This is a genomic window from Alphaproteobacteria bacterium (assembly GCA_040218575.1).
In the GTDB taxonomy this organism is placed as follows: domain Bacteria; phylum Pseudomonadota; class Alphaproteobacteria; order JAVJRE01; family JAVJRE01; genus JAVJRE01.
Genome location: JAVJRE010000001.1, coordinates 183,844 through 210,503, shown reverse-complemented (window position 1 = coordinate 210,503; position 26,660 = coordinate 183,844). Strand labels below are relative to the sequence as shown.

Below are 26,660 nucleotides of genomic sequence, written 5' to 3'. Positions count from 1 at the left end.
GACCGGCTTTCCCCACGCCAACCGTCGCCGGCCGCCGCCGGTGATCACGCCCCCTGCTGCACCGGGGCCGGACATTGCCCCTTGCTGCCGGCGGTCCGGTGTCGTGCAATCAGCCAGTCTGCACCAGACCGGTTAAGGAGGTACGACCATGTCCGGCACAGCCGACCTGCACGATATGGCCAGGAATACGCCCGGCGGCGGTATCAAGGACTATGAAGGTCAGATCGACATGGTGGCGCTGCGCGCCTGGCGCCTGGGCCGGGTCCAGGCCGAACTGAAGCGGCGCGACCTGGCCGGCATCGTCCTCAGCGACTTTATTAACATCCGCTACGCCACCGGCGCCCGCAACTGGGGGGTGTGGAGCGCCCGGCTGGGCGGTCGCTACGCCTGGATCCCGGCGGAAGGCAAGGCCACCCTGTTCGAGGTCGGCCGGGTGTGGGCCGCCGATGGGCTGGAAAGCATCGGTGAAGTGCGTCAGGCCACCAACTGGATTTTCTGGATGGCCGGTCCCGACCAGCAGAGCAAGGCCGACGCCTGGGCGGCGGAACTGGCCGACCTGATTAGCGCCGGCGGCGCCAACCGACGGGTCGCCTTTGACCGGCTGGACCCGATGGGACTGGCGGCGGTGCACAAGGCCGGACTGGAATATCTTCCTGGCGAGGAACTGATGGCCCGCGCCCGCCTCATCAAGGGACCGCAGGAAATACAGTGCATGAACATCTCGCTCGCCGTCTGCGATATCGGCATCGCCCGCATGAAGGCGGCATTGAAGCCCGGCATCACCGAGAACGCGCTGTGGTCACACCTGCATCAGGCCAATATTGAACATGGCGGCGAGTGGATCGAGGCGCGCCTGCTGGCCTCCGGCGGCCGCACCAATCCGTGGGGCATGGAATGTGGCGACCGCATGATCCGGCCCGGCGATCTGGTGGCCTTTGATACCGACATGATCGGCCCCTTCGGCTATTGCGCCGATGTCAGCCGCACCTTCTTCTGCGGCCCCGGCAAGCCCAGTGACGAACAAAAGACCATGTATCGCCTGGCCCATGAACAGATTTACACCAACCTGGAGCTGATGCGGGCCGGCCTGACCTTCCGCGAAGTGTCCGAACGAAGCTGGCGGGCGCCCAACCAGTACGCCGCCAACGCCATGTTCGTCCTGCACGGCGTCGGCCTGGAAGACGAATATCCAAGCATTCCCACCTGGAACAATGTGGACCGCCTGCCCGAGCCTGAGGCCAGGCTCGAGTCCGGCATGACGCTGTGCCTGGAAGCCTATATCGGGGCCGAACACGGCGCCGAGGGAATCAAGCTGGAAGAGCAGATTCTGATCACCGACAGCGGCCCGCAGATCCTCTCGCTCTATCCCTTCGAAGACGAGCTTATGAGCTAGGCCCGGACATGACCACGGATGACAAGGGCACGGTTGCCCGCTTCAGCCGGTTGGACACCTGCACGCTGTCCGACGCCCCTGACCCGCCGCAAGCACGCGATCCATGACCGGCCAGGCGACAGAGATCAGGCCGCTGGCCGCCGATGACGAGGCCCCGTGGCGTGGTCTGTGGACCGCCTATCTCGACTTCTATGACACCAGAGTTGACGAGCAGGTCTATCGCACCACCTTCGCCCGGCTGCTGGCCGGCAATGGCGGGGCGGCGGGGGAGTTTCAGGGCCGGCTGGCGCTGCTCGGCGGGCAGCCGGTCGGCCTCACCCACTTCCTTTTCCATCGTCACGGCTGGCAAGTGGCCGATGTCTGCTATCTGCAGGATCTCTATGTGGCGCCGGACCAGCGCGGCAAAGGCATCGGCCGCGCCCTCATTCAGGCGGTCTATGAGGCGGCCGATGCCGCCGGTGTCACCAATGTCTGGTGGCTGACCCAGGACTTCAACGCCGATGCGCGGGCCCTTTACGACAAGGTGGCCAAACTGACTCCCTTTATCAAATACACTCGTCTTTGAAGGCGGAACCACCAATGCCAAAACCCATGTCGGGGCCCATGCAGGCGGTAGTCAGTTTCGCACGCTATCCCATCGGCGATCTGCAAGCGCCGGCCGCGCGCGACGTCATCGCCGCCGCACGGCGCCAACTGGACACCACCGGCCTGTGCATGCTGCCGAACTTCATCACCGGCGATGCGCTGGCGACCATGCGGACGGAGGCGCTGGCCGCCCTGCCACTGGCTGTGCGCCACGCAGCGCCACTCGCCCAGAATCTCGACCTGGGCATAACGCCCATGCGCATTCAGTCGGCGCTCAGCTACGACCTGTTCGGCCCGCAATCGCCGCTGCGGCAGCTCTATGAATGGGATGGGCTGGCCGCTCTCTGCCGCGCCATCCTGAACGAGCCTCACTTCTATACCTGCGAGGATCCCCACGTTTCGTGTTTCGTGACCAGCTTCGCTAACGGCGACGAGTTGGGCTGGCACTACGACACCATGGATACGGCCGTCACCATGGTCTTACAGGACTCGGACAGTGGTGGCGTGTTTGAGTTCGCCCGTAACAGCCGCGAGGCGGGGCCGGCCACGGAGCGCGAGGTTGCGGCCGGTCGTAATGGCCATGTGCGGCAGGTGCGCATTCCTCCGGGCGCCCTTACCTTCTTCCATGGCCGCCATTCCCTGCACCGGGTGACGCCGGTCGGTCCCGGCCGGCCACGTCTGACGCTGACCATGTGTTTTCATGGCACACCGGGAAAACAGTTCGACCTGGCGGCGCGGCGGGTCTATGCCGGCGACCGCGCCACCATTTGAGCCGGCGGTGGCCCGGGAATAAGTGGCGGCGGCGTCAGGCCGTGTCCGGGCAGCAGATGTCTCATTTCCGCCATGTTCTCGTCCTTCACGCGCCACATGAAGCGGCACAATGGGTTCGGCAAACGGAGGACATGCATACCTCCTGACCCCAGACCGTTTGCGCATTGGTCGGTCGTTCCCCTGCGACCCGGCCCCCAGGCGGCTCCGAACTCCCCTTCGGAGCCGCCGTTTTTTTGTGCCCCATACCGCTGGCCGTGGCCCGCCTGCAAGCAGCAGGGATACGTTCCCCCTCGCGCCGTCCGGCCATACGTTTTAAGACACCGGCCATGAGCCTGCTGGAAACCCGTACCCTCACCTGCCGGCGCGGCGGCCGTCTGGTCCTTGACCGCGTCTCTTTCGCCCTCGACGGTGGCGAGGCCCTGCTGCTGAGCGGCGCCAACGGCAGCGGCAAGTCCACCTTGCTGCGCTGCCTGGCTGGTCTGCTGCCGCCCGCCGGCGGAACCATCCTGTGGCAGGGTCGCGATATCAGCCAGGCGCCGGACGCCCACCGCGCCCGCCTCGCCTGGCTTGGTCATCACGATGGCCTGACCCAGGCCCTGACCACCGTTGAAACCCTGCGCTACGCCAGCGGCCTCGATGGTCTCGCCGCGGCGCCGGCGGCACGGCGCATCGAACGCGCGCTGAACGCCTTCGCCATAGCGCCATTGGCCGATGTTCCGGTGCGCCTGCTGTCCGCCGGCCAGCGCCGGCGGGTGGCCCTGGCCCGTCTGCTGGTATCACCGGCGCCGCTGTGGCTGCTGGACGAGCCGACCACCGGTCTCGACGGGGATTCCACCGCGGCGCTGGAACTGGCGCTGGCTCGCCACCGCGCCGGCGGCGGGCTGGTTGTGGTCGCCAGCCATCTGGCTCTCGATCTGCCGGCGCCGCGTGAGCTGGCCCTGGATGAGCCTGACTATCCCCCGGACACCCTGCCGCCGGACATTCTGCCCTCCGACCCGTCGGATCGACCGACAGGCACGGCAACCATACCTGGCGACCAGAGCGGCGCGACTGACCAGAACGGGCCCGTCCCATGACAGACCATGACCGGCCGCCGCGTCTGATTCATGAAGTGCGCGGCTTCCGCGCCCTGGTTCTGCGCGAGTTGCGGAGTGCCCTGCGTGAGCGGTCTGATTCCCTGACGGTGATCGTCTTCTTCGCTCTGGCGGTGACGCTCTTTCCCCTGGCCGTCGGGCCGGACCGTGAACTGCTGGCGATCATGGCGCCTGGCATCCTCTGGGTGCTGGCCCTGCTCGCCGCCCTTCTCTCGCTGGAGCGTCTGTTCGAACGCGACCACGCGGACGGCGGCCTCGATCAACTGGCCCTTGCGCCGCTGCCGCTGGGCGCCGCCGTGCTGGCCAAGGTGGCGGTTCACTGGCTGACCACCGGCCTGCCGCTGGCGCTGGCCGCGCCCCTTCTCGCCTTCACCCTGTCCATGCCGCCCCAGGCCTATGGCGCGCTGATCCTGTCGCTGCTGCTCGGCACGCCGACGCTCAGCCTGGTCGGCGCCGTCGGCGCGGCCCTGGCGCTGGGGGCCAGGCGGGCCGGCATCCTGCTCAGTCTGCTGGTCCTGCCGCTCTATGTGCCGGTGCTGATCTTCGCCATGACCGGTGTCGCCCGGGCGCTGGGCGGAGAGAGCATGGTGCCATCGCTGATGATCCTTGGCGGCCTGCTGCTGGGCAGTCTGGTGCTGGCGCCATGGGCCGGCGGCGCCGCCCTGCGCCAGGCGCTGGAATAGTCGTGCTGCCCGCCGCCCGTCCTGACGTGCCGCGTGGCGCAGCGTGTGGCGCCCCGTGTGACGCAGCGTCGCAGGCTCTCGCCTCCCGCCACCGTGATCCCATGTCACCACCGGGCCATGGCGCACCGGGCCTGAGTCAGGCTAGACCCGTGCTGCCAGACGCGCGCACCGGATTCGCACGGCTGGCCTTGCACCGACCGGGAACCGGCCATGACTGAACGCCAGAGCCTGCATCGCTTCGCCCGCCCCGCCGTCGCCCGTCGGCTGGCGGTAGGCCTCCTGCCGTGGACCGCCGGCGCCGCTGCGATCCTGCTGACGATCGGTCTCGGCCTGGCTCTGATTGTCTCGCCGCCCGACTATCAGCAGGGCGAATCGGTGCGCATCATGTATATCCACGTGCCGGCCGCCTGGACCGCGCTGATGGCCTATGTGGGGGTCGCCCTGGCCTCTGCCGTGGCGCTGGTCTGGCGCCACCCGGTGGCGCATCTCTTCGCTCGCGCCTCTGCCCCGATCGGCGCCATCTTCACCGTCTTGACCCTGGCGACCGGTGCACTATGGGGCAAGCCAAGCTGGGGCACATGGTGGGTATGGGACGCGCGCCTTACGTCGGTTCTGGTGCTGCTCTTCCTCTATCTCGGCTTCATCGCCCTGCAGGACGCCTTCGATCAGCCAGAGCGAGGCCAGCGCGCCGCCGCCATCCTGGCGGTGGTCGGCGTCATCAACGTGCCGATCATCAAGTTCTCGGTGGACTGGTGGAACACACTGCATCAGCCGGCCAGCGTCTTTCGCTTCGACGGGCCGACCATCCATCCCACCATGCTGTGGCCGCTGCTGATCATGGCCGCCGGCTATATGGCTCTCTACCTGACCGCCACCCTGATGCGCCTGCGGGCTGAGCTGGCCCGCCGTCGCCTCGCCGCGCTGGCCATGGCGGCGGGTTAGGGGCTGGCCGTGGACAGCCTGACCACCTGGGTCGCCATGGGCGGTCATGCGGCCTATGTCTGGCCGGCCTATGGCCTGGCCCTGTTCCTGCTCGCCGGCAGCGTCCTCGCCGCATGGCGCGCCATGCGCCGCTATGAACGGGCGCTGAGCGCCGCCGAGGCCGAGCGCGCCGCCTCTGTGCGCCGACGATCATGAGCCGCAAGCGTCGCCGACTGGCCATTCTGCTGGCCGCCATGAGCGTCCTTGGCGCCGCGGCCCTGTTGGTTCTCAACGCCTTCGAGGACAGCCTGGTCTTTTTCTACAGCCCCAGCGACCTGGCGTCGGGCGCGGCCTCGGGCGACCGGGTGATCCGCCTTGGCGGTCTGGTCGCCGACGGCAGCGTCGAGCAACTGAGCGAATCCGGTGGCGTCCGTTTTGTCGTCACCGACACCCAGACATCCCTGCCGGTGGTCTATATCGGTGTGCTGCCCGATCTGTTCCGCGAAGGTCAGGGCATCGTCGCGCAGGGACGACTGGACCCGACCGGGGTGTTCCGGGCCGATGAAGTCCTGGCCAAGCATGACGAGACCTATCTACCGCCGGAGGTGGCGGACGCCCTGCGCCGCGCCGGCCACGTAGCCGATGGCGAAGCGCCCCGCGCCGTCACTCTCGAGCCCGCTCCCTAGGGCCGGGCCGGTGTCCATGCTGCCCCTCAACGAGATCGGCCATTTCGCCCTGGCCCTGGCCCTGGCGGTGGCCCTGGCCCAGTCGCTGGTGCCGCTGATCGGCGCCGCTCGCGGCGACGACCGGCTGATGGCGGTGGGACGGCCGGCGGCGCTGGCCCAGTTCGCCCTCATTGCCCTTGCCTTTGTCATCCTGACCCGCGCCTTCGTCGCCAGCGACTTTTCCCTCGCGGTAGTTGTAGAGAATTCGCACACCCTCAAACCGCTGCTCTACAAAGTGTCGGGCGTGTGGGGCAATCACGAAGGCTCCATGCTGCTGTGGGTTCTTATCCTGGCCCTCTATGGCGGGCTGGTGGCGCTGTTCAGTCGTCAGGCCGGCGAGCGGCTGGTGGCCCGCGCCCTGGCCGTGCAGGGCATGGTGGCCAGCGGCTTTCTCGCCTTCATCCTGCTTACCTCCAATCCCTTCCGCCGCCTGGTGCCGGCGCCGGTCGATGGCGGCGACCTCAATCCGCTGCTGCAGGATCCGGGCCTCGCCTTCCATCCGCCCCTGCTCTATCTCGGCTATGTGGGCCTCTCCATGACCTTCGCCTTTGCCGTCGCCGGTCTGATCGAAGGCCGGGTCGACCAGGCCTGGGCCCGCGCCATGCGACCATGGGCGTTGCTCGCCTGGTCGTCACTGACGCTGGGCATCGCGCTCGGCTCGTGGTGGGCCTATTACGAGCTGGGCTGGGGTGGCTGGTGGTTCTGGGACCCGGTGGAGAATGCCAGCTTCATGCCCTGGCTGTTCGCCACCGCCCTGCTCCATTCGGTCGCCGTCACCGCCACCCGCGACGCGCTCAAGAGCTGGACCGTGCTGCTGGCCGTGCTTGCCTTCGGCCTCGCTCTGGTCGGCACCTTCCTGGTGCGCTCCGGCGTCCTCTCCAGCGTCCATGCCTTTGCCAGCGACCCCGGTCGCGGCCTCTTCATTCTGGGTCTCATCGCCGCCGCGGTGGGCGGTGCGCTGGTCCTGTTCGCTGTGCGCGGACCGGCCCTGCGGGCGCGGAGCGCGTTTGATCCGGTCAGTCGCGAAGGCGCGCTGGTCCTCAATAACCTGCTGCTGGCGGTGGGCGCTCTCACCGTCTTCGTCGGCACCCTGTGGCCGCTGCTGATGGACGCGGTCGGCGGGCCCAAGGTCAGTGTTGGCGCGCCCTATTTCAACGCCACCTTCGTGCCGCTGATGGTGCCGCTGCTGATCGCCTTGCCCTTCGGCCCGCTGCTGGCCTGGCGGCGCGGTGACCTGCTGCGCGCCGCCAGCCGCCTGCGTCTCGCCTTCGCCGCGGCAATCGCCGCCGCCGCGCTCAGCCTGTGGCTGGCCGGTCTCAATCCCTGGCCGGTAATCGGCATGACGCTGGCCGTCTGGCTCGCCGCTGGCGTGCTGAGTGAGCTTGGCGAACGCACCGCTCTCGGACGCCTGCCCCTGGCCCAGTCCCTGGCCCGCGCCCGCGGCCTGCCGGGCCGCGCCTGGGGCATGAGCCTGGCCCACTTTGGCCTGGCCCTGTTCGTTGCCGGCGTCACCGCATCAAGCGCCTGGGAAAGCGAGTCCATTCAGGTCATGCGCCCCGGCGAGTCCGTGGTTGTGGCCGGCTACACCTTCCGCTTCGATGGCGCGCGTCAGGTTCCCGGACCCAATTATGTGGCCGAGCGCGGCACCATCACCGTGCTGCGCGATGGCCAGCCCTATGCCCGCATGGCGCCCGAACGCCGCTTCTATCCGGTGGCCCGCGATACCACCACCGAAGCCGCCATCCACACCACCTGGTTGGCCGATCTCTACGCGGTCATTGGCGAATCCGACGGTGCCGGGGGCCATACCATCCGCCTGCATCACAATCCGCTGGTGCCGTGGATCTGGCTCGGCACATCGGTCATGGCGCTGGGCGGCATGGTCTCCCTGGCCAGCCGGCGCCGCCAACCGCAACCCCGGACACAACCGCACACACAACCGCAGGCGCCGGCCACTGCCGTCGCGCCACGGACAGCCAACACCTGAGCCATGCCCACCCTCCGCCGTCTTCTCTATCTTCTGCTGCCGCTGGCTTTCGCCGCCCTGGCGGTCCTCTTCCTGACACGGCTGGGCGAAAACCCGCATGACCTGCCGTCGGTCATGATCGGCCAGCCGCTGCCGGCCTTCGATCTGCCGGCCATTGCTGGCGGTGGCGGTATAGATGCCGCCGCCGACACGGCGGCAGATGAAGCGGCGGCGGGCGGCCTGTCCGCCACTGTCCTGCGCCAGACGGCGGCGGCCGGCCAGCCGGTTCTCGTGAACTTCTTCGCCAGTTGGTGTGCGCCGTGCCGGGCCGAGCACCCGCTGGTCACCCGCATCGCCGCCGACTGGCCGGTCTATGGCATCAACTACAAAGACAGCGCCGGGGACGCCACTGCCTGGCTGACCGAGCTGGGTAATCCCTACCGCGCCATCGGCGCCGACCTGGAGGGTCGCACCGGCATCGAGTTCGGCGTCTATGGCATGCCAGAGACCTACGTCATTGATGGCAACGGAATCATCCGCTACCGCCTGGCCGGCCCGCTCAGTGATGCGGAGTGGAACCACACACTGTTGCCTCTGCTGCAAAGTCTGGTGGCAACTCCATGACCCGCCTCGCCGCCACCCTCGCCGCACTGCTCGTGTCCTTTCTGCTGCTGGCCGCGCCGACGCTGGCCGTACAGCCCGATGAAGTGCTGGCCGACCCGGCGCTGGAAGCGCGCGCCCGGGCGTTGAGCGCCGACATTCGCTGCCTGGTTTGCCAGAACCAGTCGATCGACGATTCCAACGCGCCCCTGGCCCGCGACCTGCGTCTTCTGGTGCGCGAACGGCTCGTCGCCGGCGACAATGACGATCAGGTGCTGGACTTCCTGGTGGCGCGCTATGGTGAGTTCGTCCTGCTGCGGCCGCGTTTCACCCTGGCCAATCTGGTGTTGTGGATCACGCCGGCGCTGGCCCTGCTGATTGCCGTGGGCGCTCTCTGGCTGTGGCTCGGTCGTCGTGACCACCGGCCCGGCGACGCCGCACCCTCCGGTGATTCACTCACCCCGGCCGAGGAGGCGCGCCTCGCCGCCATGCTGGCGGCGGTCAACACGCCGGAGAGCCGGTGACTCTCTGGCTCGTCGCCGGCCTGCTGAGCCTCGTCACCGTCGGCATGATCGCCCTGCCACTGTTGCGCCGGCCAGGCGCCAGCACCGGCGATGGCGGCGGACCCGGTGTGGTGCCGGCCGATGAACTGGCCTCGGCTCGCCACACCCTGGCCGATATTGAGGCGCGCCGCACAGCCGGCATGTTGAGCGATGACGAGGCGCAGCGCCTGCGCGCGACAGAAGCACGGCGGCTGTTCACCCTGACCGACCGCCGCCGCCGGGGCCTCAATCCGGCCCGCCGGGTGCTGCTGGCCGGTGTTCTGGCTGTCACCCTGCCGCTGCTCGCCTGGGCCACCTACAGCCAGCACGGTGTCCCCGGCCTGCCGGACCTGCCCATGGCCGGCCGCGCCATCGGCCCCGGCCCAGCCGGCGGTGCCCCCCTGTTGTCAGCGGAGCAGCGCACCGCCTTCGACGCCATGAGCGCGGAAGAACAGGACGCCGCCATCGGCCAGATGGTGGACGGGCTCGCTGCCCGCCTGGCCACCGCACCCGATGATGTGGAAGGGTGGCTGCGCCTTGGCCGCGCCCGCCTGGTCCAGGGCCGCATCGCCGATGGCCAGGCCGCCTTTGCCGAGGCGGCGCAGCGTGCGCCGGACAGCATCGCGGTGCAGCTCGCCTATGCGGATTCCCTGCTGGCCGACCAACCGGCGGACGGCGCCATTCCACCGGCGCTGATCACCGTCATGGAGCGGGTCCTGGCGCTCGACGGCAGCAACCCCAATGCCCTTTATGTGCTGGGTCTGGCGGCGGCGCGGGGCGAACGCTGGGTCGCGGCCGAAGCGCACTGGTCGCGGCTGGCCGGTCTGTTGCCGCCAGACTCGGCCGAGCGCGCCGCCCTCGAAGACGCGCTGGCCCGCATCCGCCAGGAACTGCCCTGATATCCGCCGCGACGCTTGACCGCCGGCCGGGCCCGGCCGCACCCTTGGCCCGGCCGCACCTCTGGCCCGTCATGCAGGAGCCCGCCCCATGAGCCCACAGTCGATGATCGCGCTCCATGCCGTTGAGGGTCCCTCTGCCTGGAGCGGTGCGGACATGGCCCGGCGCGACCACTGGAAGCGACGCCTGACACCGCCGCAGATCGCCGAACTCGACGCCGCTCTCGCCGCCGTCGAGGCGCGGGGGCTTGGCCTGCTGGATATCCGTCGCGAGGATTTCCCCTTGCCCGCCCTGCGGCCGCTACTCGACGAAATCGGCGAGGAGCTGGAATCCGGCTGCGGCGTCATTCGCCTGTCCGGCCTGCCGGTGGAGCGGTGGAGCGAAGACCAGGCCTGGATCGTCTTCTGGGGCCTGTCGCGCCATCTCGGTCTGCCGGTCCACCAGAACCCGGTCGGCCGGCTCATCGGCTGGGTGCGCGACGAGTCGGCCAGCGGCGCCAGCTATGTGGGACAGCGCAACACCCTGGCCAGTGACGGCGGCGGCACACTGACCAACCAGGCGCGGGTTTCATCGTCGGGACCGCTGCGCTTCCACACCGACCTGTGTGACGTGGTCGGCCTGCTGTGCCTGCGCCCGGCGGCCGAGGGCGGCGCCAGCCGTATCGCCAGCAGCCAGGCGATCTTCAACGCCATGCTGCGCCAGCGGCCGGACCTGGCGGCGGTGCTGTCGGAACCCCTGCCTTTCTGCCGGCCGGAAGGCCATGCGGATGCTGACGGTAATCGTATCTATTACCAGCCCGTCTGGGGCCTCGCCGATGGCCGCTTCGCCAGCGCCTATTCGCCGGTGCGCGTAGAGATGGCGCAGGATGCCCCGGGCGTGCCGCGTCTTACCGCACTGCAGAAAGAAGCACTCCAAATGCTGCATCGCCTGCAGGATGAAATGAGCTTCGCCATGGATTTCGCCGCCGGCGACATTCAGTTCCTCAACAGCCATGTGACCTATCATGGCCGCACCGCCTTCCGCGATGATCCGGCGGCCGGCGGCCGCTTGCTCTATCGCCTGTGGCTGGCGACACCGGACCGCTCGCGGCCCCTGCCCCCGGGCTTCGCCGTGGAGTGGGGCGAAACCGCCGCCGGCGCGCTGCGCGGCGGCATCCGCCGCCGCCATCTGCCGGCCGACCTGGCGTCTCTGGTGTCGCCGGCGTGGCAGGCCGCCGTGGCCCGCCTGCGCGGCCAGCCGGACATGCCCTGAAGAGACCATCCGCTGCCGCCGTTATCCCGCCGGGGCTGACCGGTTGGGGCTGACCGGGTTGCGCCGCCTGACATGGTCGCCTACAGGGACATGGCGTGAGCGGGCGACCGACCGGGCCCCGGTGAACAAACAGGGCACCCACATCGGTCCGCTCGCCATCCCCATCGTCACAGTCGGAAAGCGTTTGCGGCCATGCCGAAACTGTCTCTTGCCATTCTGCCGGTTCTCTGCGGCCGCCGACCCGGCGCGACGATACCTCCCCTTAAGCCGCCGGCGCGCTAGGATCGGCCTCCCACGACCATTCGGACACCCGCCATGGCACCACGCACCAACCCGCTCAAGCTGAACCCGTTGCAGCTCCGCACGCTGACCCTGTTCCAGGCGGTGGCGCAACTGCCCGACGCCACCCGGCCCGGCAGCGCGGAGGGCAGTGTGCGGCTGCTGCACTTGCCGCACGCCCATGGCGACCATTTTCATCTGGGCGATGCGGTGGTCAGCGCGAAGGATGCCACCGGTCTCGCCAACCCGTCCGTGTGGCAGGCGCTCACGCGCAAGGGCTTGATCGCGGAGGCCACATTCCCGCGCGGTCTGGAACTGACCGCCGCCGGCCTCGCCTATGACACCGGTCTCGGCGACACCCTGCTGTATCACGCGCCGCACTGACCCGCCGGCACCGCCGTTCACACCGCCTGGCTGGCGCCGTTCAGTCGTCGAGAAAGGGCGCGCGAACCAGGATCCTGTTTTCCTGGCGCACCAGATAGCCGGCTTCGTTGCTCGCCTTCAGATAGGCCTGCCAATCGGGGTCCGCCTGCATGGCGGCGCGCTTGGCCGTGCGGTCCGCCGCACTGTCATAGGCCCAGATGTGCACAAAGGAATTGACGTCGCCCACATCGGTGAAACCGTGCACGACCGGCTGTCCCAGATGGCGCACCTGCACTTTGAACCCCAGCCTGGCATAGAGCGCCAGATGCAACGGCATGGTGCCGGGACGGCAGGTATAGGTGCGGTGGTCATAGATCATGGACGTCTCCGTTCTCAACTCAGATGGGGTCTCAACTCTGGTGGATTGTCGGTGGTGGCGTGTGTGCCCGATGGTCGTGGAGCCTATAGGGTCAAGCCGGTAGCACCGCCATCCAGCACGATGTTCTGGCCGGTGATGAAACCGGCGCCGGCGCTGCACAGAAAGGCGCAGGCCTGGCCCAGTTCTTCCGGCCGGCCGATACGACCGCTTGGATTGGCCTGGCCGCTGCGCGTGATCGCCGCCTCGATCTCCGCTTGCGACGTCAGGCCCTGGCGCAGGCGGTCCGTATCGAACGGGCCCGGCAGCAGGCCGTTAATGGTGACGTTGTGGCGCACGGTCTGCCGCGCCAGGCCGGCGACAAAGCCGGTCAGCCCGGCGCGGGCACCGTTGGACAGACCAAGATCGCGGATCGGCGCCTTCACCGAATAGGACGTGATATTGACGATGCGGCCGAAACCGCGGGCGATCATGCCGTCCACCACAGACTGAATGAGGTAGATCGGCGTCAGCATGTTGGCGCGCAGCGCCGCCATCCACACGCCCTCATCCCAGTCGCGGAAATCACCGCGTGGCGGCCCGCCGGCATTATTGACCAGAATATCCGGCGCCGGACAGGCAGCCAGCGCGGTGGCGCGCCCCTCCTCGCTGGCGATGTCGCCGGTCACGGTAGTCACGGTGACATCCGGCGCGGCGGCGCGGATGTCTTGCGCTGTCGCCTCAAGGACCGATGGAGTGCGCGCGGTAATCGTGACGTGCACACCCTCCGCCGCCAGCGCCATGGCGCACGCCCGGCCCAGCCCCTTGCTGGCGGCGCACACCAGAGCCGTCTTGCCGGTCAATCCGAGATCCATGCCCGCCTCCCTCATCCGCTCGAACGGACTCTAGCCGATTGTGCCGCCGCCGCCAGCGCTGCCGCACACGCAATCGTCAGCCGGGCCCGGCGACCTTCACGCCAACACGATTTTCCCGTAAGCGGCAGACCGCAGGACGCTGAACAAACTCAGTTGGCCGAATCGGCAGACGGCGTCGTGTGTTGGCCGGCCGGACCGACCCCCGTGGGAGAAACCGGGATGCGCAGGCTGTGCCATATCCGGATAATTGCCGCCGCCGGCATCACCGTCTTGTTCCAGCGTGAAGCTGGCTATGACCAGACACCGACAACTGGTTCCGGGCGCGATACGATTCCGCCGGCGCCGTCTTCACCTACCAAATCGGCATGCGCATTGCCGGCCGCGTCGCCACAGGCATGGATACCGGCTGCATTGCCTGCCACACTGCCGCCCCCGGGCGGCGACTTCGCCTTCGCCCATGACCGCCTGTTACCGCCTGGCCAATACCGACTGACCGGCAACGGAGACCAGCACACCATGGGAACGATCCTCACGCCCGACCCGCTGCGGCGCCGGCTGCTTGGCGCGGTGCCGTTGCTCGCGGCCTCGGCCCTGCTGCTGCCGGTGCCGGCGGCGCTGGCCGCTGACCACCGGATTGAGATGCGCAATATCGGCGCCGACAACCGCCAGTTCGTGTTCAGCCCCGACCTGCTGTTCATCCAGCCGGGCGACCAGGTGCGGTTCGTGCCGGTTGATCAGGGCCACAACAGCATTTCGGTGGATGGCATGGTGCCGCCCGGCGGCGAAACCTGGCGGGGCGCTATCGGCCAGCCGGTCAGCGCCACCCTGACAAGCGAAGGGGTATATGGCTATCGCTGTGTGCCCCATTCGGCGGCCGGCATGGTCGGGCTTGTTGTGGTCGGCGACGCCAGGGTCAATCTGTCGGCCGCTCGCGCCGTCACCCATCGCGGCCGGGCCGGCCAGGCCTTCGCTGCTCTGTTCGACCGGCTTGACGCCCATCTGGCTGAAGGCTGACCCGCCCGGCTTTGGCCGCCGCCGCAGGCGGCGACGCCGGAACAGGCGCGGGGCCGGCTCGCGGCGCCCGCGACCCTAGCTCAAGTCATGGTCCGCATGACTGAAACTGCGGATAGTCTTCGCCCCGCCGCCGGGTTTAGCATCGTCGCGCCTTCCGCGGTCCTGCTGGGCCCTTGGCCTGTCCTGCACCGCCGATCCTGCGCCGCCGCTTGCGGCCATTGCCAAGTGCCGCTTGCCGGCGTTTCCGAATAAAGCCATCCCCCCACTAACGAGGCCGTTCCATGACACTTCGCATCAATGACATCGCACCGGACTTCACCGCCGATACCACCGAGGGCCCGATAAAGTTTCATGACTGGATCGGCGACGGCTGGGCCATCCTCTTTTCCCACCCCAAAGACTTCACGCCGGTGTGCACCACGGAGCTTGGCTATCTTGCCGGCCTCAAGGATGAGTTCGCCAAACGCCATTGCAAGATCATCGGTCTCAGCGTCGATCCCGTGGCCGACCACAAGCGATGGGTCGGCGACATCGCAGAGACCCAGGGCCACGCGGTCAACTATCCGCTGATCGGCGATTCCGATCTCAAGGTCGCACGGCTCTATGACATGCTGCCGGCCGATGCCGGCGAGTCGTCTGACGGCCGCACCGCCGCCAACAACGCCACCGTGCGCTCGGTCTTTCTGGTCGGGCCGGACAAGAAGATCAAGCTGGTCCTCACCTACCCAATGACCACCGGGCGCAATTTCGACGAAGTGCTGCGGGTTCTCGATTCAATCCAGTTGACGGCGCGCCATCAGGTGGCCACACCGGTCAACTGGCAGCCCGGTGAGGAGGTGATCATCGTCCCCACCGTGTCGGACGAGGACGCCAGGAAGAAGTTTCCGGGCGGCTGGAAAACCCTGAAGCCCTATCTGCGGCTGGTCGCTCAACCCAAATAGTCAGCCCGCATAGCGAGCCCGCACAGAGCACCACGGTCATCGGGCCTGGCCGCGCTGCCCGCCTGATACCGCATGGGGCGCCGCCCATGGCCAGCCCCGGCCGTCTCTGCGGCCGCGGCTGTGCTATGGGGTTTGCGGAGTCCGCTGAGGCCAGGGTCGCCCGCCCGATCCACTACGACGCCTGATCTTCTATAGTGACAGTCATGATCGCCTTACCGGACATCGGTTCCGCCACGGCCGTCCTGCTGATCATGGGCGCCATCCTGGCGATCTCGATCGGCGCTGATACGCTGTGCCGGCGGCTTGGCCTGCCGCGCATCTCGGCCCTGGTTCTGTTGGGCGTGGCCATCGCCCTGGTGCGTGACTGGGGCGGCCTCGGCGGCCTGACCCCTGGCGTCACCCTGCTGGGGCCGCTGGAGGAGCCGCTCGTCACCGTCGCCCTGGTCATGGTCGCCTTCCTGCTGGGCGGCGACCTGCAGGTATCGCGCCTGCGCAAGACCGGTGGCCGGGTCCTGATTCTGTCGCTTGCCGTGGCCATTGGCAGCACCCTCATCGTCGGCGCCGGCATGTTGATGGTCGGGGCTTCGGTCACCGTCGCTCTGGCGCTGGGCGCCATGGCCGCCGCAACCGATCCGGCGGCGGTGCGCGAGGTGGTCCGTGATGGTGCCGCAAAATCCACCCTCGGCCGGCTGCTTCTGGATGTGGTGGCCATTGATGATGCCTGGGGCATCATCCTGTTCGGCCTGGCGCTCGCCCTCGCCGGCTGGCTGGTCACCGCCGACGGTGTGGTGGCGCTGGCCCATGCCGGGTGGGAACTGGGCGGCGCCCTGATGCTGGGGGCGGCCATCGGCGGACCGGCCGCCTATATGACCGGTCGCCTGCGCAGCGGTCAGCCGACCCAGACCGAGGCCATCGCCGTCGTGCTGCTGGTCGCCGGTTTGTCCACCTGGCTGGAGGTCTCGCCCCTGCTGGCGGCGATGACCACCGGCGCCGTCATCGCCAATCTGGCGCCCCACCACACCCAGTCCTTCCGCGAGATCGAGCAGGTGGACTGGCCGTTCCTCGTCTTCTTCTTCGTTCTCGCCGGCGCCAAGCTGGATATGGCCCGGGCCCTGGATGTCGCCGGGCTGACCGCCGCGTTCATCGCGTTCCGCCTGCTGGGCCGCGTCCTAGGTGGCTGGGCCGGGGCCCGTCTTGGCCGGGCCCGGCCGGCCGATGTGACACCGGCGGTAGGACTGGCCCTGACGCCACAGGCCGGCGTTGCGCTGGGCATGGCCTTGCTGGCCGGCGAGCGCTTTCCGGACGCCGCCGCCATCCTCATCACCGTCGCCATTACCTCCACCGTGATCTTTGAGATTGGTGGACCGATTCTGACCAGCCGTCTGCTGCGCCGCGCCACCTGATGGTCCGGCGGCGCCACGCCGCTCGCACACCGCCTTATTTTTCCCAAACTTGGGTGGCGACTATAGCCCCCTGCAGGCCCACTGCGCCTGCCTCCCGTGCCACAGGAGGCTGTCATGTCCCGTTCCGATTCCCTGCCGCCGCGACGACCCAGCCTTGGTCTGCCCACTACTTACGGTATGCCGCCCCGGGTCATCGCCCCCTATGGCCGCAACGAGGAAGAGTCGGCCGGTCAGGCCAATAGCCGCACCCTGGTGGTCGGCCGCGACATCCATGTGGCGGCGGAGATCGACCACTGTGACACCCTGGTGGTGGAGGGCTTTGTGGAGACGCGGCTGTCCGGATGCCGTCATATGGACGTTCACCCCGATGGCGCGTTCAGTGGCATGGCGGACCTGGACAGTGCCGACATCGCGGGTGCTTTCGATGGCAGCCTGACCGTCCGCGACCGCCTGATTCTGCGCCGTTCGGCGCGGCTTACCGGCACCATCCGCTATGGCCGGATCGAGATCGAGAACGGCGCCGACATCGAGGGCGAGATCGCGCCGCTGCGTCCGGCGGGGGACGCCCGTCCGGCCGGCCGCCCACCCGCCGGCTCGCCCGGCCACCCGCCAGCCCTGAGCGCCACCCCGCCGCCGGTCCGTCCGCGGGACTGACCGGCACCGAAAGCCCTTGCGCGCAGGCCCGGACTTGGCACACGCTCCGCCCGCTAATTTACGTTTCCCGGGGGAGGGCTCGATGCCGGTGACCTGCAATGCGATGGCGATGGGACTCGTCGATACCGAGCGCTATCCGATTCACGACCTGACGTCACCGGCCGGCCAGGCCCTGGTTGCCCAGTGCCGCCGCGATCTGGCGGAGCATGCGCTGTGCAGCCTGCCGGGCTTTCTGCGGCCCGAAGCGATCCGGCAGATGCTCGACGAGGCGCAGCCGCTGATGCCTGATGCGGTCTATACCGACACCCGGCGCAATCTCTTCTTTCAACCGGCCGGCGACGACTCCCTGCCGCCTGATCATCCGCGCAACGTGATTTTCCCCAACCGGTTCGCACGCATCATCAATCACTGCTTTCCTAACGAAGGGCCGAGCCGGACGCTGTTCCTGTGGCCTGCGCTGACCGAGTTTGTCCGCCAGGTCTTCGGCGCCGAGACCATGTATCCCAGCCAGTGCCCGCACCTGGCCATGACCATGAAGATCGAAGGGGAAGGCGACACGGACGGCTGGCACTATGATGGCAATGACGGGGTGATTTCACTTCTGCTGCAAAAGCCGGACGAGGGCGGAGAGTTCGAATACGCCCCCTATATCCGCACCCTGGAAGACGAGCGCCTCGACGATGTGGCGAAGGTGCTGCACGACCCGGACCGTCACGCCAAACGGCCACCGCTGGAACCCGGTACCTTCGTGTTCTTCAACGGCAATCTGTCGCTGCACCGCGTGGCGCCGGTAGGCAAGACGGTCAAGCCGCGCATGATTTTGCTGTACAGCTTCGACCGCAGTCCCAACTTCGTCTTCCCTGACCGGGCAGCGGAGAATTTGCGCAGCCTGCCACGGCTCAGGGATCTGACCCGCGAGCGTGAGCGCTTTATCGCCTGACGAACACTGTCCGTCGCGACGGTAGCTGACGGAGGCCGGCCGCGCCGGCCGGCGCGCCGGACCCGGCAACACGCGCGGCCATAGTGTCACACGTGCCATAGTGTCACGCGGCCGGGCGTTCGGCACATTCCGCTTCCTGTGGCGGCAACCACGGCGTTAGGCTGTGGCAGGAGACGCCCCCACCATGATCCCGCCGGACCTTGCCGCTCTGCTGACCAGCCATGCTCGTTTCCTGAGCGGCCGTCCGGGCGGGCGGCGCGCCGACCTCAAGCGCCGGGATCTGCGGGGCATGGACCTGTCCGGGTGCAATCTCGAACAGGCCTCCATGTCCCTGGCCAACCTCAATGGCAGCAGCCTCTGTAACGCCCGGCTCAACTCCTGCGACCTGTTCGCCGCCGCCCTTGATGACTGTGATTTTTCCAACGCCGACCTGTCCAACGCCGACCTGCGCGGTGCCGTCGTGCGGCGCGCCAACTTCTCAGGCGCCAACCTGCAGGGCGCGGACCTGCGGCCCGGCGTGGTCTTTGACGAAGAAATGCAGATTCGCTCGCCCGCATATCCCAACAGCGACGCGTCGGGCGGCAATTTTTCCCAGGCCAACCTAGCTCACGCCAATCTGGAAATGGCCTGGCTCGCGGGGAGCGATTTCAGCGAAGCCAATCTGTTCCGCACCAACCTCTCGGGAGCGAATCTCAGCCATTCCGATCTCAGGAACGCCCGCATGACAGAGGTCGACCTGACCGGCGCCAACATGACCGACGCCAATGTGGAGGGGGCCCACATGCGCGGCGCGAACCTGCGTGGCGCCATACTGGACGGGGTTGATCTGAGCCGCGCCGATTCCCGCGACACGGATACGGACGCTTCCGTCGCCAATGTGCCTGAGGACATCAGGGAGGTGGTGCTGCGCCACCAGACGTGGATCACGACAAATGGCCAAAGGGGCGCGCGCGCCGAACTGGCGGGACATGACCTGCAAAAGGCGGACCTTAGAAACCTGGATCTCAGCGCCGTTGACCTTACGTCCGCCAACCTGGCCGGGTCCAGGCTGACCGGTTCGACCCTGAAGCTGGCATCCTGCCGCAACGCCAATCTGGAGGGCGCGGACCTGTCCCGTTGCGATATCTCCGGCGCCGACTTCTCCGGGTGCAATCTGGGCGGCGCGCGACTGCGCGGCGTTCAGTCCCGCCCTGTTGCCATGCGCGATGCTGGCGGCGACCTGACCGGGCGCACTGTGGCTACGCGTTTTTCCGGCGCCAATGCGGAGAAAACCGACTTCGCCAGCGCCCATCTCAATGGTGCGGATTTCTCTGACTGCAACCTGCTTGGCGCCAGGTTCGCCCGGGCCATTGTCACCGACTGCAAACTGGACGGCGCCCGCTTCGATAAAGAACTGCGAACCCTTTTGCGGACGCGCGCCACACCATAGGCAAGCGGACGGCCATCGGCCGATGCGGCGACCTCAGACCCGTGCAAATCCCGGCGGGGGGAACGCGCGAGCGAAAGCGCGGCTGATTAAGCCTATGCCCGCGTCAATGCCGGTTGCTACAGTGCCTGACAGACAGGTTCTGCTCAGCTACAGGTCGTCCCCATGGAACTTCTGATCATTGGACTGGTCGCCGTCGCCGTCGTCGCATTGGGCATCGGCCTCTACAACCGCCTGATCCGGTTGCGGAACGCCATTGTCAATGCCTTCGCCCAGATTGACGTGCAGCTAAAGCGTCGCCACGACCTGATCCCGCAGCTGGTGGAGACGGTAAAGGGCTATATGGCGCACGAGCGCGAGACTCTGGAGGCGGTGATCAAAGCCCGTGATCATGCGGAACAGTCGCGCGCCCGGCTCAGCGGGACGGCAGGCGACGCTGCGGCCATGCTCCAGCTCGGCCAGGCGGAAGGCCTGCTGGGCAGCGCGCTCGGTCGCCTGTTCGCCTTGTCGGAAGCCTATCCCGACCTCAAGGCGTCGGCCAACTTCATGCAGTTCCAGGAAGAGCTGTCCTCCACGGAAAACCGCGTGGCCTATGCCCGCCAGGCCTATAACGACGCGGCCATGAGCTACAACAACGCGGTCGAGACCGTGCCCTCGAACCTGATCGCGCGGCAGTTTGGCTTCACCACCGTCGGCATGCTGGAATTCGCCGACCGGGAAGCGATCGGCAAGGCCCCTGACGTCTCCTTCCGCTGAGTGAGCGGTCGCAACGCCAGGGAACAGGGCCATGTCCGGTTTTGATTTCCGCGCCGCCCAGCAAAGGGCGCGGCGGGCGTCGGCCCTGCTGGTGCTGGGTTTCACGGTCCTGGTGGTGGTCATCGGCGGCGCCCTTGGACTACTGGCATCGGTGTTGCTGCACATGCGGGGCGGCGACGAAACGCTGACTTTTTCCCTCCACCTCCCGACGGTGCTGGTCACCGCCGGGCTGATCATCGGCGCGATTTCTCTTGTGGCCTTGATCCGTGTCGCCACCCTCGGCGGCGATGGCGCCACGGTGGCGCGGGCTCTGGGTGGCGAGGAAGTGACGGAGCAGGCGACGAACCCGTATCAGCGGCGCTACCTGAATGTGGTTCAGGAAATGGCCATCGCCGCCGGCCTGCCGCCGCCCCGCGCCTTCGTCGTCAGGAACGAAGCAGGCATCAACGCCTTCGCCGCCGGCGGCGATCCGTCACGCGCGGCTATCGGTGTCACCCATGGGGCGCTCGCCCGGCTCAATCGCGCGGAACTGTCCGGGGTCATCGGCCACGAGATGGCCCACATCGCCCACTACGACACGCGCCTGAATACACGGCTCATGGGCATGGTGTTCGGCCTGGTGATACTGCACTGGATCGGCCGCTCCATGTTGCGCGCAAGCCGGTTCCGCGGCGGGGGGCGGGGCGGCGGCAAGGGCATGGCGCTGATCGCGGTGCTGGCGATCAGCCTGTTCATCCTGTCACTGGTGGGGGTCCTGGCCGGGCGCATTCTGCAAAGCGCGGTGTCGCGCCGTCGTGAATCCCTGGCGGACGCCGGTGGCGTGCAGTTCACCCGCAATCCCCAGGGTCTGGCGCAGGCTCTGAAAAAGATCGGCGCCTCCAGCGCCGGCAGCCGCATGGCCAACCCTCATGCGGAAGAAGCGCGGCACATGTTCTTTGCCGAAGCCGCCGGCGGCTTCGCCGGTCTGTTCGCCACCCACCCACCGCTTCTCGCGCGCATTCGCGCGCTGGAGCCGGACTTTGATCCCGAACGCGATCCCGTCTGGCGGATGGACGACAGGGCCATGCTGAAAGATGCGCGCCTGGCGTTGCGCAGCCCTTCGCTGATACCGGACTCAGGAGCCGATTGACGGCCCACCAAAGAAGCGACCGAGCGGAGGGGGCCGGCCAGGGACGACCCATAGAGCGGTGGTGGAGCCGAGGGGAATCGAACCCCTGACCTTCGCATTGCGAACGCGACGCTCTCCCATCTGAGCTACGGCCCCGCACCACGCCGGACCGGCCGATCCGGGCCCGCGATACATGAAAGAGCCGCGCCCGCCTGTCAAGGATGCGGGAGGGGCGGCCCGCGGCCGGCCGGCTTGCTTGCGCCGATTCGGCCCCTTGGCTAGGGTCCGGGACTGGAGTTTCCCTGATCTGGGCCCCCGCCGGTCCAGCGCACCCGCCCGGAAAGGCCCATCATGGTCGCCCTCTTCAACCTGATCAGCACCGTCATCACCGTCTACATCTGGATGCTGATTGCCTCGGCCATTCTGTCCTGGCTGGTCGCCTTCGGGGTCATCAACACGACCAACCGGTTTGTCTATATGGTCGGTGACTTCCTCCACCGCATTACCGATCCGGCGCTGCGGCCGATCCGCCGCATCCTGCCCAATCTGGGCGGCATCGACCTGTCGCCGGTGGTGCTGATCCTGGGCCTGTTCTTCCTGCGCGACCTGCTGGCCGAGGTTCTTTTCTAGCAGGACCGGCCCGCCACGGATAACGGAACCAGACCTGTGAGTGAAAGCCTGTCCACCCTGCTTCTGGCCGTCGCTGTTTTCGTCGGCGGTCATTTCCTGCTGTCGTCGCTGACCGTGCGCCGGCCGCTCATCCGCCTCGTCGGCGAGGGTGGCTTCCGCACCGGCTATAGTCTGTTTGCCGCGGCCGCTCTCATCTGGTCGGCCATGGCCTATAGCGTGGCGACGGCCCAGCCGGTGTGGAGCGGGCCGGCCTGGCTCGCCTGGCTACCGCTGCTGGTCATGCCGCCGGCCCTGCTGCTGGTGGTCGGCGGGCTCAGTGTGCGCTCGGTTACCGCCGTCGGCGGCGAGGCCGCGGCCCAGACCACAAAGGACCCGGCGCCCGGCATGTTGCGTGTCACCCGCCATCCCATGCTGTGGGGCATTGGTCTGTGGGCACTCAGCCACATGGCGGCCAATGGCGACGGCGCCTCGCTCATCTTCTTCGGCGGCTTTGCCGTGCTGGCCTTCGGCGGCATGGCGCATATTGACTATCGTCGGCGCCAGACTCTGGGTGGCGCCTGGGGGCCGGTGGCGCTGACCACCTCGGTCCTGCCCTTCGCCGCCATTGCGGCCGGACGGACGCGCTTCGACCGGGCCGCCATAAGTCCCGCCCGCCTCGCCGTCACGGCTGTGCTTTATGGCCTGCTGCTGACGGTCCACCCGTTCCTGTTCGCCGCCTCGCCGCTGCCGGTCTAGGCGCCAGCGTCGCGTGAGCCGGCCGGCGGCGCAGCGGCTGGTTCCGGCGTCGCCCCCTCCACCGGCCCCGACACCAGCAGCAGGATGCCGGCCAGCGCCAGCACCAGCCCCGACCACTGCACCCAGGTCAGGCGCTCGCCCAGGAACAGCACCGACAGCAACACCGCCACCACCGGATAGAGCGCCGTCAGCGGCACGATCACCGCCGCCTTGCCCAGCTCCAGGGCCAGATAGAACAGCAGCAGCCCCAGCGCCAGGCCGAGGCCCGACAGCACCCCCCAGACGTTGAAGCTGGCCCGCCACGGTGCGGCGCCCGGGCCGAAGCTGCCGGCCCCCAGATGGCCGCCCACCAGGAACCAGGCGGTCAGAGCCAGCGCCAGCAACGCGCCCACCGCCACCTCGGCCATGAACACCGACGATCCGGCTATGCCGCGATTGATTGCCAGCTTGCCGAAGAAGCCCCACAGGCCCCACAGCACGATGGTGCCAAGCGACAGGACAACCACGGCCAATCCGGCCTTCATGACAAGCGCGCTCCCAACCGGTTAATTGCGGCCACGCCGGGCGGCGAGGCGCAGGCGCAGCGCCTGCAGCCGGATGAAGCCGGCGGCGTCACGCTGGTCATAGACACTGTCTTCTTCAAAGGTCACATGGCCCAGACTATAGAGCGTGCGCTCCGACTTGCGGCCGACCACGCTGACACTGCCCTTGTACAGCTTAAGCCGCACCGTCCCGCTGACCTCCGCCTGACTGGCGTCGATGGCCGCCTGCAACATCAGGCGTTCGGGCGAGAACCAGAAGCCGTTATAGATCAGCTCCGCATAGCGCGGCATCAGCTCGTCCTTGAGGTGCGCCGCACCACGATCCAGCGTCAGGCTCTCAATGCCGCGATGGGCCGCCAGCAGGATCGTGCCGCCTGGCGTCTCATAGACGCCGCGCGACTTCATGCCGACGAATCGGTTCTCCACCAGGTCCAGCCGGCCGATGGCATTGGCCCCGCCCAACGTGTTGAGTCGGGTCAGCAGGCTGGCCGGCGACAGGCGTTCGCCGTCCACCGCCACCGCATCGCCGCGCGCGAAATCGATTTCCACATAGGTCGGCCGGTCGGGCGCCTCTTCCGGCGACACGCTGCGTGAATAGACGTGCTCTTCCGGCTCGATCCACGGGTCTTCCAGCGCCTTGCCCTCGGCCGAGATGTGCAGCAGGTTGGCGTCCACACTGAACGGCGCTTCGCCACGCTTGTCGCGCGGGATGGGGATCTGCCGGCTCTCCGCATACTCGATCAGCTTGCTGCGGCTGGTCAGGTCCCATTCGCGCCACGGCGAAATCACCCGGATGTCCGGATCGAGGGCGTAGTAGCCAAGCTCGAACCGAACCTGGTCATTGCCCTTGCCGGTGGCGCCGTGGGCCACCGCGTCGGCGCCGGTCTGGTGGGCGATCTCGATCTGTCGCTTGGCGATCAGCGGACGGGCGATGGAGGTGCCCAGAAGATAGACCCCCTCATAGACCGCATTGGCGCGGAACATGGGAAAGACATAGTCGCGGACGAACTCTTCGCGCAGATCCTCGACGAAGATCTCCTTGATGCCCAGCATCTCGGCCTTGCGCCGCGCCGGCTCCAGCTCTTCGCCCTGGCCCAGATCGGCGGTGAAGGTCACCACCTCGGCCTTATAGACGTCCTGCAGCCAGCGCAGGATGACGCTGGTGTCCAGCCCGCCGGAATAGGCCAGTACCACCTTGCGCACCTGATCCGCCATCACCCGCGTCTCCCATACAAGCCGGCATAAAGGCCGGCATAAGGGCCGGGCCGCAGGCTGGCTGCCAGCGACCGCCTGCCTGCCGTGCGGCCGTCTGCCCGTATGCGGCGCAGTATAGGCGCGACCCCCCGCCCGGCAAGCCCGCGCCCACGCGCCGCGCCCGCTGTCCGGGGCGGCCACCCGCGCTGGCATCCGGTCGCCGCACAGCCTAGACTTCTTGCCGGGTCACAGAGGGGCAGCATTCATGGAACCGTTCATTCCCGGCGCATTCACCCTATTCGTTCTCGTTGTTCTGGCGGGGGCCATCATCATCCTGTGGAGCGCGGTCAAGACCGTGCCGCAGGCGGAGGAATGGACGGTGGAGCGGTTCGGACGCTACACCCGCACCCTCGATCCCGGACTGCATCTGCTGACTCCCTTCGTTGATCGCGTCGGCTTCAAGATCTCCATGCGCGAAACCGTGCTGGACGTGCCACCGCAGGACGTCATCACCTTTGACAACGCCACCGTGCGCTGCGACGCGGTGGTCTTCTATCAGGTGGTCATGGCCCGCCAGGCGGCCTATGAGGTCAGCGACCTGGAACGGGCCATGTCCAACCTGTCCATGACCAATATCCGCTCGGTCATCGGCTCCATGGCGCTGGACGACGTGCTGTCCAATCGCGACAGCATCAATGAGCGTCTGCTACTGGTCATCGATCAGGCGACCAACCCCTGGGGCATCAAGGTCACCCGCATCGAGATCAAGGATCTGACGCCGCCGGCCGACCTGGTCGCGGCCATGGGCGGCCAGATGAAGGCGGAGCGCGAAAAGCGGGCCGAGATTCTCCAGGCCGAAGGCGAGAAACAGTCCGCCATCCTGCGCTCGGAAGGCGAAAAGCAGGCCGCCATCCTGCAGGCCGAGGGCCGCCGCGAGGCCGCGTTCCGCGATGCCGAAGCGCGCGAGCGCGAGGCCGAGGCCGAGGGCCGCGCCACCACCATGATTTCCGAGGCCATCGCCAACGGCACCGTGCAGGCGGTCAATTTCGCCGTCGCCCAGCGCTATACAGAGGCGCTGGAGAAGATCGCCAGCGCGCCCAACCAGAAGCTGATCCTGATGCCGCTGGAGGCCTCCGGCGTCATCGGCGCGCTGGCCGGCGTGGCGGAGCTGGCCAGGGAAGCGCTGGCCGACGGCCGGTCCCAGTCTGGCGCCCGCGACGCGGCCCGTGACGGCGTCTGACGGAGCCCGGCCATGACCATCGCCGACTGGCTAGGCACTATCTCGTTCTGGGCGTGGTGGGCCTTCGCCATCGCCCTGGTGGCGATCGAGGTCTTCGTGCCGTCCAGCCTGCTGCTGGGGCCGGCCTTCGCCGCTCTGGTGGTCGGCCTCGTCCTGTTGCTGGCGCCGGACTTTGCCTGGCAGTTCCAGCTTCTGGCCTTTGCCGGACTGTCGATTCCCGCCACCTTTGTGGCGCGCCGCATCTGGCGGCCGCGCAGCACCCCCGGCGAAGCGCCGCTCAACCGCCGTGGCGACCGCCTGCGCGGCCGCCACGTGACGCTGGACGCGGCCATGACCGACGGCCACGGCCGGCTCCATGTGGATGGCGAATCCTGGCTGGCCGAAAGCGCCGACGGCGTGACACTTGCCGCCGGCACGACTGTGGAGGTGGTGGGCCTCGACGGCGCCACCCTGAAGGTGCGGCCGGTCAGCCACTAGGCGCGTGGCGCTTGGCGGCTATGTGCCGGCTGGCCAGGCGAAGCCCTCGGTGCCGGCCCTGGAACAAACGCAACACAGCCTTGCGATGCGCGAAGAGCGGTACGCACGGCGATACGATCAGTATGACGAGTCCACCCAGAACTGCGGATAAACTCGGCCTTATACGGAAACTGATAAAAAAATACGATGTTCGGCAGAAACCATGCCCCCGCAACCACCTTTACCGAACTCCGGTACATTTCAGGAACAAAGCTCTCCGCCTTGGCGGGGAGCTCTATCATTTTTTGGCAATGTCTCCAA

The 26,660-nt window shown here is 67.8% G+C and carries 30 protein-coding genes and 1 tRNA gene; 26 read left to right on the top strand and 5 right to left on the bottom strand.

The features are described 5' to 3' along the window. The first annotated feature begins 148 nt into the window (after positions 1-148). The 14 genes from RIE31_01015 to RIE31_00950 all read left to right on the top strand — a co-directional run bounded on the left by RIE31_01015 (position 149) and on the right by RIE31_00950 (position 12,091). Positions 149-1,393, top strand: a complete 1,245-nt coding sequence (locus tag RIE31_01015) for a Xaa-Pro peptidase family protein (protein MEQ8639183.1) — start codon at positions 149-151, stop codon at positions 1,391-1,393. Positions 1,394-1,496: 103 nt separating this feature from the next. Further along, on the top strand, positions 1,497-1,958 hold the full coding sequence (locus RIE31_01010) for a GNAT family N-acetyltransferase (protein MEQ8639182.1): 462 nt from the start codon (positions 1,497-1,499) through the stop codon (positions 1,956-1,958). A 14-nt stretch (positions 1,959-1,972) separates the two neighbouring features. Beyond that, positions 1,973-2,749 (top strand): 2OG-Fe(II) oxygenase, encoded by a 777-nt coding sequence (locus RIE31_01005; protein ID MEQ8639181.1) that lies wholly within the window; start codon positions 1,973-1,975, stop codon positions 2,747-2,749. A gap of 326 nt (positions 2,750-3,075) precedes the next feature. Further along, the gene (gene ccmA / locus RIE31_01000; protein ID MEQ8639180.1) at positions 3,076-3,825 is read left to right on the top strand and encodes a heme ABC exporter ATP-binding protein CcmA; all 750 of its coding nucleotides are present in this window, start codon (positions 3,076-3,078) and stop codon (positions 3,823-3,825) included. Continuing rightward, positions 3,822-4,526 carry a heme exporter protein CcmB gene (gene ccmB, locus RIE31_00995; protein ID MEQ8639179.1) on the top strand — a complete coding sequence of 235 codons (705 nt, stop codon included), beginning with the start codon at positions 3,822-3,824 and terminating at the stop codon, positions 4,524-4,526. Before ccmA ends, ccmB begins: the two co-directional genes overlap by 4 nt. A 210-nt stretch (positions 4,527-4,736) precedes the next feature. Beyond that, a complete protein-coding gene (locus tag RIE31_00990) occupies positions 4,737-5,468 on the top strand; it encodes a heme ABC transporter permease (GenBank protein MEQ8639178.1) in 732 nt (243 codons plus the stop codon). 9 nt (positions 5,469-5,477) lie between these two features. Next, positions 5,478-5,663, top strand: a complete 186-nt coding sequence (ccmD, locus tag RIE31_00985) for a heme exporter protein CcmD (protein MEQ8639177.1) — start codon at positions 5,478-5,480, stop codon at positions 5,661-5,663. Beyond that, positions 5,660-6,133: a cytochrome c maturation protein CcmE gene (ccmE, locus tag RIE31_00980; protein ID MEQ8639176.1), complete on the top strand. Its 474-nt coding sequence runs from the start codon at positions 5,660-5,662 to the stop codon at positions 6,131-6,133. Before ccmD ends, ccmE begins: the two co-directional genes overlap by 4 nt. Before the next feature lie 16 nt (positions 6,134-6,149). Beyond that, entirely contained in the window at positions 6,150-8,159 is a 2,010-nt protein-coding gene (locus RIE31_00975; GenBank protein MEQ8639175.1) for a heme lyase CcmF/NrfE family subunit, read from the top strand. Between the two features lie 3 nt (positions 8,160-8,162). Continuing rightward, a complete protein-coding gene (locus RIE31_00970) occupies positions 8,163-8,762 on the top strand; it encodes a DsbE family thiol:disulfide interchange protein (GenBank protein MEQ8639174.1) in 600 nt (199 codons plus the stop codon). After that, complete coding sequence (locus RIE31_00965; protein MEQ8639173.1) at positions 8,759-9,262, top strand: cytochrome c-type biogenesis protein CcmH; 504 nt, start codon at positions 8,759-8,761, stop codon at positions 9,260-9,262. The genes RIE31_00970 and RIE31_00965 overlap by 4 nt, the downstream gene beginning before the upstream one ends. Next, complete coding sequence (ccmI, locus tag RIE31_00960) at positions 9,259-10,179, top strand: c-type cytochrome biogenesis protein CcmI (GenBank protein MEQ8639172.1); 921 nt, start codon at positions 9,259-9,261, stop codon at positions 10,177-10,179. The genes RIE31_00965 and ccmI overlap by 4 nt, the downstream gene beginning before the upstream one ends. Before the next feature lie 88 nt (positions 10,180-10,267). Further along, positions 10,268-11,428, top strand: coding sequence for a TauD/TfdA family dioxygenase (locus tag RIE31_00955; GenBank protein MEQ8639171.1), 1,161 nt, complete (start codon positions 10,268-10,270; stop codon positions 11,426-11,428). A 315-nt stretch (positions 11,429-11,743) separates the two neighbouring features. Further along, on the top strand, positions 11,744-12,091 hold the full coding sequence (locus tag RIE31_00950) for a hypothetical protein (protein MEQ8639170.1): 348 nt from the start codon (positions 11,744-11,746) through the stop codon (positions 12,089-12,091). A 40-nt stretch (positions 12,092-12,131) separates the two neighbouring features. Here the strand turns inward: RIE31_00950 and RIE31_00945 are convergent, their stop codons facing one another. Together RIE31_00945 and RIE31_00940 are read right to left on the bottom strand one after the other, a co-directional pair. After that, positions 12,132-12,449, bottom strand: coding sequence for an NIPSNAP family protein (locus RIE31_00945; protein MEQ8639169.1), 318 nt, complete (start codon positions 12,447-12,449; stop codon positions 12,132-12,134). 83 nt (positions 12,450-12,532) lie between these two features. Next, positions 12,533-13,300 carry an SDR family oxidoreductase gene (locus RIE31_00940; protein ID MEQ8639168.1) on the bottom strand — a complete coding sequence of 256 codons (768 nt, stop codon included), beginning with the start codon at positions 13,298-13,300 and terminating at the stop codon, positions 12,533-12,535. A gap of 516 nt (positions 13,301-13,816) precedes the next feature. On the opposite strand from RIE31_00940, the gene RIE31_00935 reads away from it, so the two are divergent. The 8 genes from RIE31_00935 to RIE31_00900 all read left to right on the top strand — a co-directional run bounded on the left by RIE31_00935 (position 13,817) and on the right by RIE31_00900 (position 21,563). Further along, the gene (locus RIE31_00935; protein MEQ8639167.1) at positions 13,817-14,314 is read left to right on the top strand and encodes a pseudoazurin; all 498 of its coding nucleotides are present in this window, start codon (positions 13,817-13,819) and stop codon (positions 14,312-14,314) included. 281 nt (positions 14,315-14,595) lie between these two features. Beyond that, entirely contained in the window at positions 14,596-15,255 is a 660-nt protein-coding gene (locus tag RIE31_00930; protein MEQ8639166.1) for a peroxiredoxin, read from the top strand. Between the two features lie 203 nt (positions 15,256-15,458). Continuing rightward, a complete protein-coding gene (locus RIE31_00925; protein MEQ8639165.1) occupies positions 15,459-16,658 on the top strand; it encodes a cation:proton antiporter in 1,200 nt (399 codons plus the stop codon). 114 nt (positions 16,659-16,772) lie between these two features. Beyond that, complete coding sequence (locus RIE31_00920) at positions 16,773-17,312, top strand: polymer-forming cytoskeletal protein (GenBank protein MEQ8639164.1); 540 nt, start codon at positions 16,773-16,775, stop codon at positions 17,310-17,312. A 109-nt stretch (positions 17,313-17,421) separates the two neighbouring features. Beyond that, a complete protein-coding gene (locus tag RIE31_00915) occupies positions 17,422-18,252 on the top strand; it encodes a 2OG-Fe(II) oxygenase (GenBank protein ID MEQ8639163.1) in 831 nt (276 codons plus the stop codon). 184 nt (positions 18,253-18,436) lie between these two features. Then, a complete protein-coding gene (locus tag RIE31_00910) occupies positions 18,437-19,681 on the top strand; it encodes a pentapeptide repeat-containing protein (GenBank protein ID MEQ8639162.1) in 1,245 nt (414 codons plus the stop codon). Between the two features lie 162 nt (positions 19,682-19,843). Next, a complete protein-coding gene (locus tag RIE31_00905) occupies positions 19,844-20,434 on the top strand; it encodes a LemA family protein (GenBank protein ID MEQ8639161.1) in 591 nt (196 codons plus the stop codon). Between the two features lie 31 nt (positions 20,435-20,465). Further along, positions 20,466-21,563 carry a M48 family metallopeptidase gene (locus RIE31_00900; protein MEQ8639160.1) on the top strand — a complete coding sequence of 366 codons (1,098 nt, stop codon included), beginning with the start codon at positions 20,466-20,468 and terminating at the stop codon, positions 21,561-21,563. Between the two features lie 59 nt (positions 21,564-21,622). Here RIE31_00900 and RIE31_00895 read toward each other — a convergent pair. Next, a tRNA-Ala gene (locus RIE31_00895) sits at positions 21,623-21,698 on the bottom strand. A 195-nt stretch (positions 21,699-21,893) separates the two neighbouring features. On the opposite strand from RIE31_00895, the gene RIE31_00890 reads away from it, so the two are divergent. Both RIE31_00890 and RIE31_00885 read left to right on the top strand, forming a co-directional pair. Then, on the top strand, positions 21,894-22,172 hold the full coding sequence (locus RIE31_00890; GenBank protein ID MEQ8639159.1) for a YggT family protein: 279 nt from the start codon (positions 21,894-21,896) through the stop codon (positions 22,170-22,172). A 36-nt stretch (positions 22,173-22,208) separates the two neighbouring features. Further along, positions 22,209-22,907 carry an NnrU family protein gene (locus tag RIE31_00885; protein MEQ8639158.1) on the top strand — a complete coding sequence of 233 codons (699 nt, stop codon included), beginning with the start codon at positions 22,209-22,211 and terminating at the stop codon, positions 22,905-22,907. On the opposite strand, the gene RIE31_00880 is transcribed toward RIE31_00885, so the two are convergent. Together RIE31_00880 and RIE31_00875 are read right to left on the bottom strand one after the other, a co-directional pair. Further along, positions 22,904-23,431: an EamA family transporter gene (locus RIE31_00880; GenBank protein MEQ8639157.1), complete on the bottom strand. Its 528-nt coding sequence runs from the start codon at positions 23,429-23,431 to the stop codon at positions 22,904-22,906. The two genes, RIE31_00885 and RIE31_00880, sit on opposite strands and share 4 nt — an antisense overlap. Positions 23,432-23,452: 21 nt before the next feature. Then, positions 23,453-24,664: an argininosuccinate synthase gene (locus RIE31_00875; protein ID MEQ8639156.1), complete on the bottom strand. Its 1,212-nt coding sequence runs from the start codon at positions 24,662-24,664 to the stop codon at positions 23,453-23,455. 244 nt (positions 24,665-24,908) lie between these two features. Between RIE31_00875 and RIE31_00870 the strand changes: the two genes are divergently transcribed. Both RIE31_00870 and RIE31_00865 read left to right on the top strand, forming a co-directional pair. Beyond that, positions 24,909-25,883 carry an SPFH domain-containing protein gene (locus RIE31_00870; protein MEQ8639155.1) on the top strand — a complete coding sequence of 325 codons (975 nt, stop codon included), beginning with the start codon at positions 24,909-24,911 and terminating at the stop codon, positions 25,881-25,883. Between the two features lie 12 nt (positions 25,884-25,895). Continuing rightward, on the top strand, positions 25,896-26,360 hold the full coding sequence (locus RIE31_00865) for an NfeD family protein (GenBank protein MEQ8639154.1): 465 nt from the start codon (positions 25,896-25,898) through the stop codon (positions 26,358-26,360). The last annotated feature ends 300 nt before the right edge of the window (positions 26,361-26,660 follow it).

Excerpts from the sequence above, each read along its gene's own strand:
- RIE31_01010 (MEQ8639182.1), top strand. The coding sequence starts at position 1,497 with ATGACCGGCCAGGCGACAGAGATCAGGCCGCTGGCCGCCGATGACGAG.
- RIE31_01015 (MEQ8639183.1), top strand. The coding sequence starts at position 149 with ATGTCCGGCACAGCCGACCTGCACGATATGGCCAGGAATACGCCCGGC.
- RIE31_00940 (MEQ8639168.1), bottom strand. The coding sequence starts at position 13,300 with ATGGATCTCGGATTGACCGGCAAGACGGCTCTGGTGTGCGCCGCCAGC.
- RIE31_00890 (MEQ8639159.1), top strand. The coding sequence starts at position 21,894 with ATGGTCGCCCTCTTCAACCTGATCAGCACCGTCATCACCGTCTACATC.
- RIE31_00910 (MEQ8639162.1), top strand. The coding sequence starts at position 18,437 with ATGATCCCGCCGGACCTTGCCGCTCTGCTGACCAGCCATGCTCGTTTC.
- RIE31_00865 (MEQ8639154.1), top strand. The coding sequence starts at position 25,896 with ATGACCATCGCCGACTGGCTAGGCACTATCTCGTTCTGGGCGTGGTGG.
- ccmE (MEQ8639176.1), top strand. The coding sequence starts at position 5,660 with ATGAGCCGCAAGCGTCGCCGACTGGCCATTCTGCTGGCCGCCATGAGC.
- RIE31_00990 (MEQ8639178.1), top strand. The coding sequence starts at position 4,737 with ATGACTGAACGCCAGAGCCTGCATCGCTTCGCCCGCCCCGCCGTCGCC.
- RIE31_00915 (MEQ8639163.1), top strand. The coding sequence starts at position 17,422 with ATGGGACTCGTCGATACCGAGCGCTATCCGATTCACGACCTGACGTCA.
- RIE31_00870 (MEQ8639155.1), top strand. The coding sequence starts at position 24,909 with ATGGAACCGTTCATTCCCGGCGCATTCACCCTATTCGTTCTCGTTGTT.
- RIE31_00955 (MEQ8639171.1), top strand. The coding sequence starts at position 10,268 with ATGAGCCCACAGTCGATGATCGCGCTCCATGCCGTTGAGGGTCCCTCT.
- ccmA (MEQ8639180.1), top strand. The coding sequence starts at position 3,076 with ATGAGCCTGCTGGAAACCCGTACCCTCACCTGCCGGCGCGGCGGCCGT.
- RIE31_00945 (MEQ8639169.1), bottom strand. The coding sequence starts at position 12,449 with ATGATCTATGACCACCGCACCTATACCTGCCGTCCCGGCACCATGCCG.
- RIE31_00925 (MEQ8639165.1), top strand. The coding sequence starts at position 15,459 with ATGATCGCCTTACCGGACATCGGTTCCGCCACGGCCGTCCTGCTGATC.
- RIE31_01005 (MEQ8639181.1), top strand. The coding sequence starts at position 1,973 with ATGCCAAAACCCATGTCGGGGCCCATGCAGGCGGTAGTCAGTTTCGCA.
- RIE31_00930 (MEQ8639166.1), top strand. The coding sequence starts at position 14,596 with ATGACACTTCGCATCAATGACATCGCACCGGACTTCACCGCCGATACC.
- RIE31_00920 (MEQ8639164.1), top strand. The coding sequence starts at position 16,773 with ATGTCCCGTTCCGATTCCCTGCCGCCGCGACGACCCAGCCTTGGTCTG.
- RIE31_00905 (MEQ8639161.1), top strand. The coding sequence starts at position 19,844 with ATGGAACTTCTGATCATTGGACTGGTCGCCGTCGCCGTCGTCGCATTG.
- RIE31_00880 (MEQ8639157.1), bottom strand. The coding sequence starts at position 23,431 with ATGAAGGCCGGATTGGCCGTGGTTGTCCTGTCGCTTGGCACCATCGTG.
- RIE31_00970 (MEQ8639174.1), top strand. The coding sequence starts at position 8,163 with ATGCCCACCCTCCGCCGTCTTCTCTATCTTCTGCTGCCGCTGGCTTTC.
- ccmB (MEQ8639179.1), top strand. The coding sequence starts at position 3,822 with ATGACAGACCATGACCGGCCGCCGCGTCTGATTCATGAAGTGCGCGGC.
- RIE31_00950 (MEQ8639170.1), top strand. The coding sequence starts at position 11,744 with ATGGCACCACGCACCAACCCGCTCAAGCTGAACCCGTTGCAGCTCCGC.
- RIE31_00965 (MEQ8639173.1), top strand. The coding sequence starts at position 8,759 with ATGACCCGCCTCGCCGCCACCCTCGCCGCACTGCTCGTGTCCTTTCTG.
- RIE31_00900 (MEQ8639160.1), top strand. The coding sequence starts at position 20,466 with ATGTCCGGTTTTGATTTCCGCGCCGCCCAGCAAAGGGCGCGGCGGGCG.
- RIE31_00935 (MEQ8639167.1), top strand. The coding sequence starts at position 13,817 with ATGGGAACGATCCTCACGCCCGACCCGCTGCGGCGCCGGCTGCTTGGC.
- RIE31_00975 (MEQ8639175.1), top strand. The coding sequence starts at position 6,150 with ATGCTGCCCCTCAACGAGATCGGCCATTTCGCCCTGGCCCTGGCCCTG.
- RIE31_00875 (MEQ8639156.1), bottom strand. The coding sequence starts at position 24,664 with ATGGCGGATCAGGTGCGCAAGGTGGTACTGGCCTATTCCGGCGGGCTG.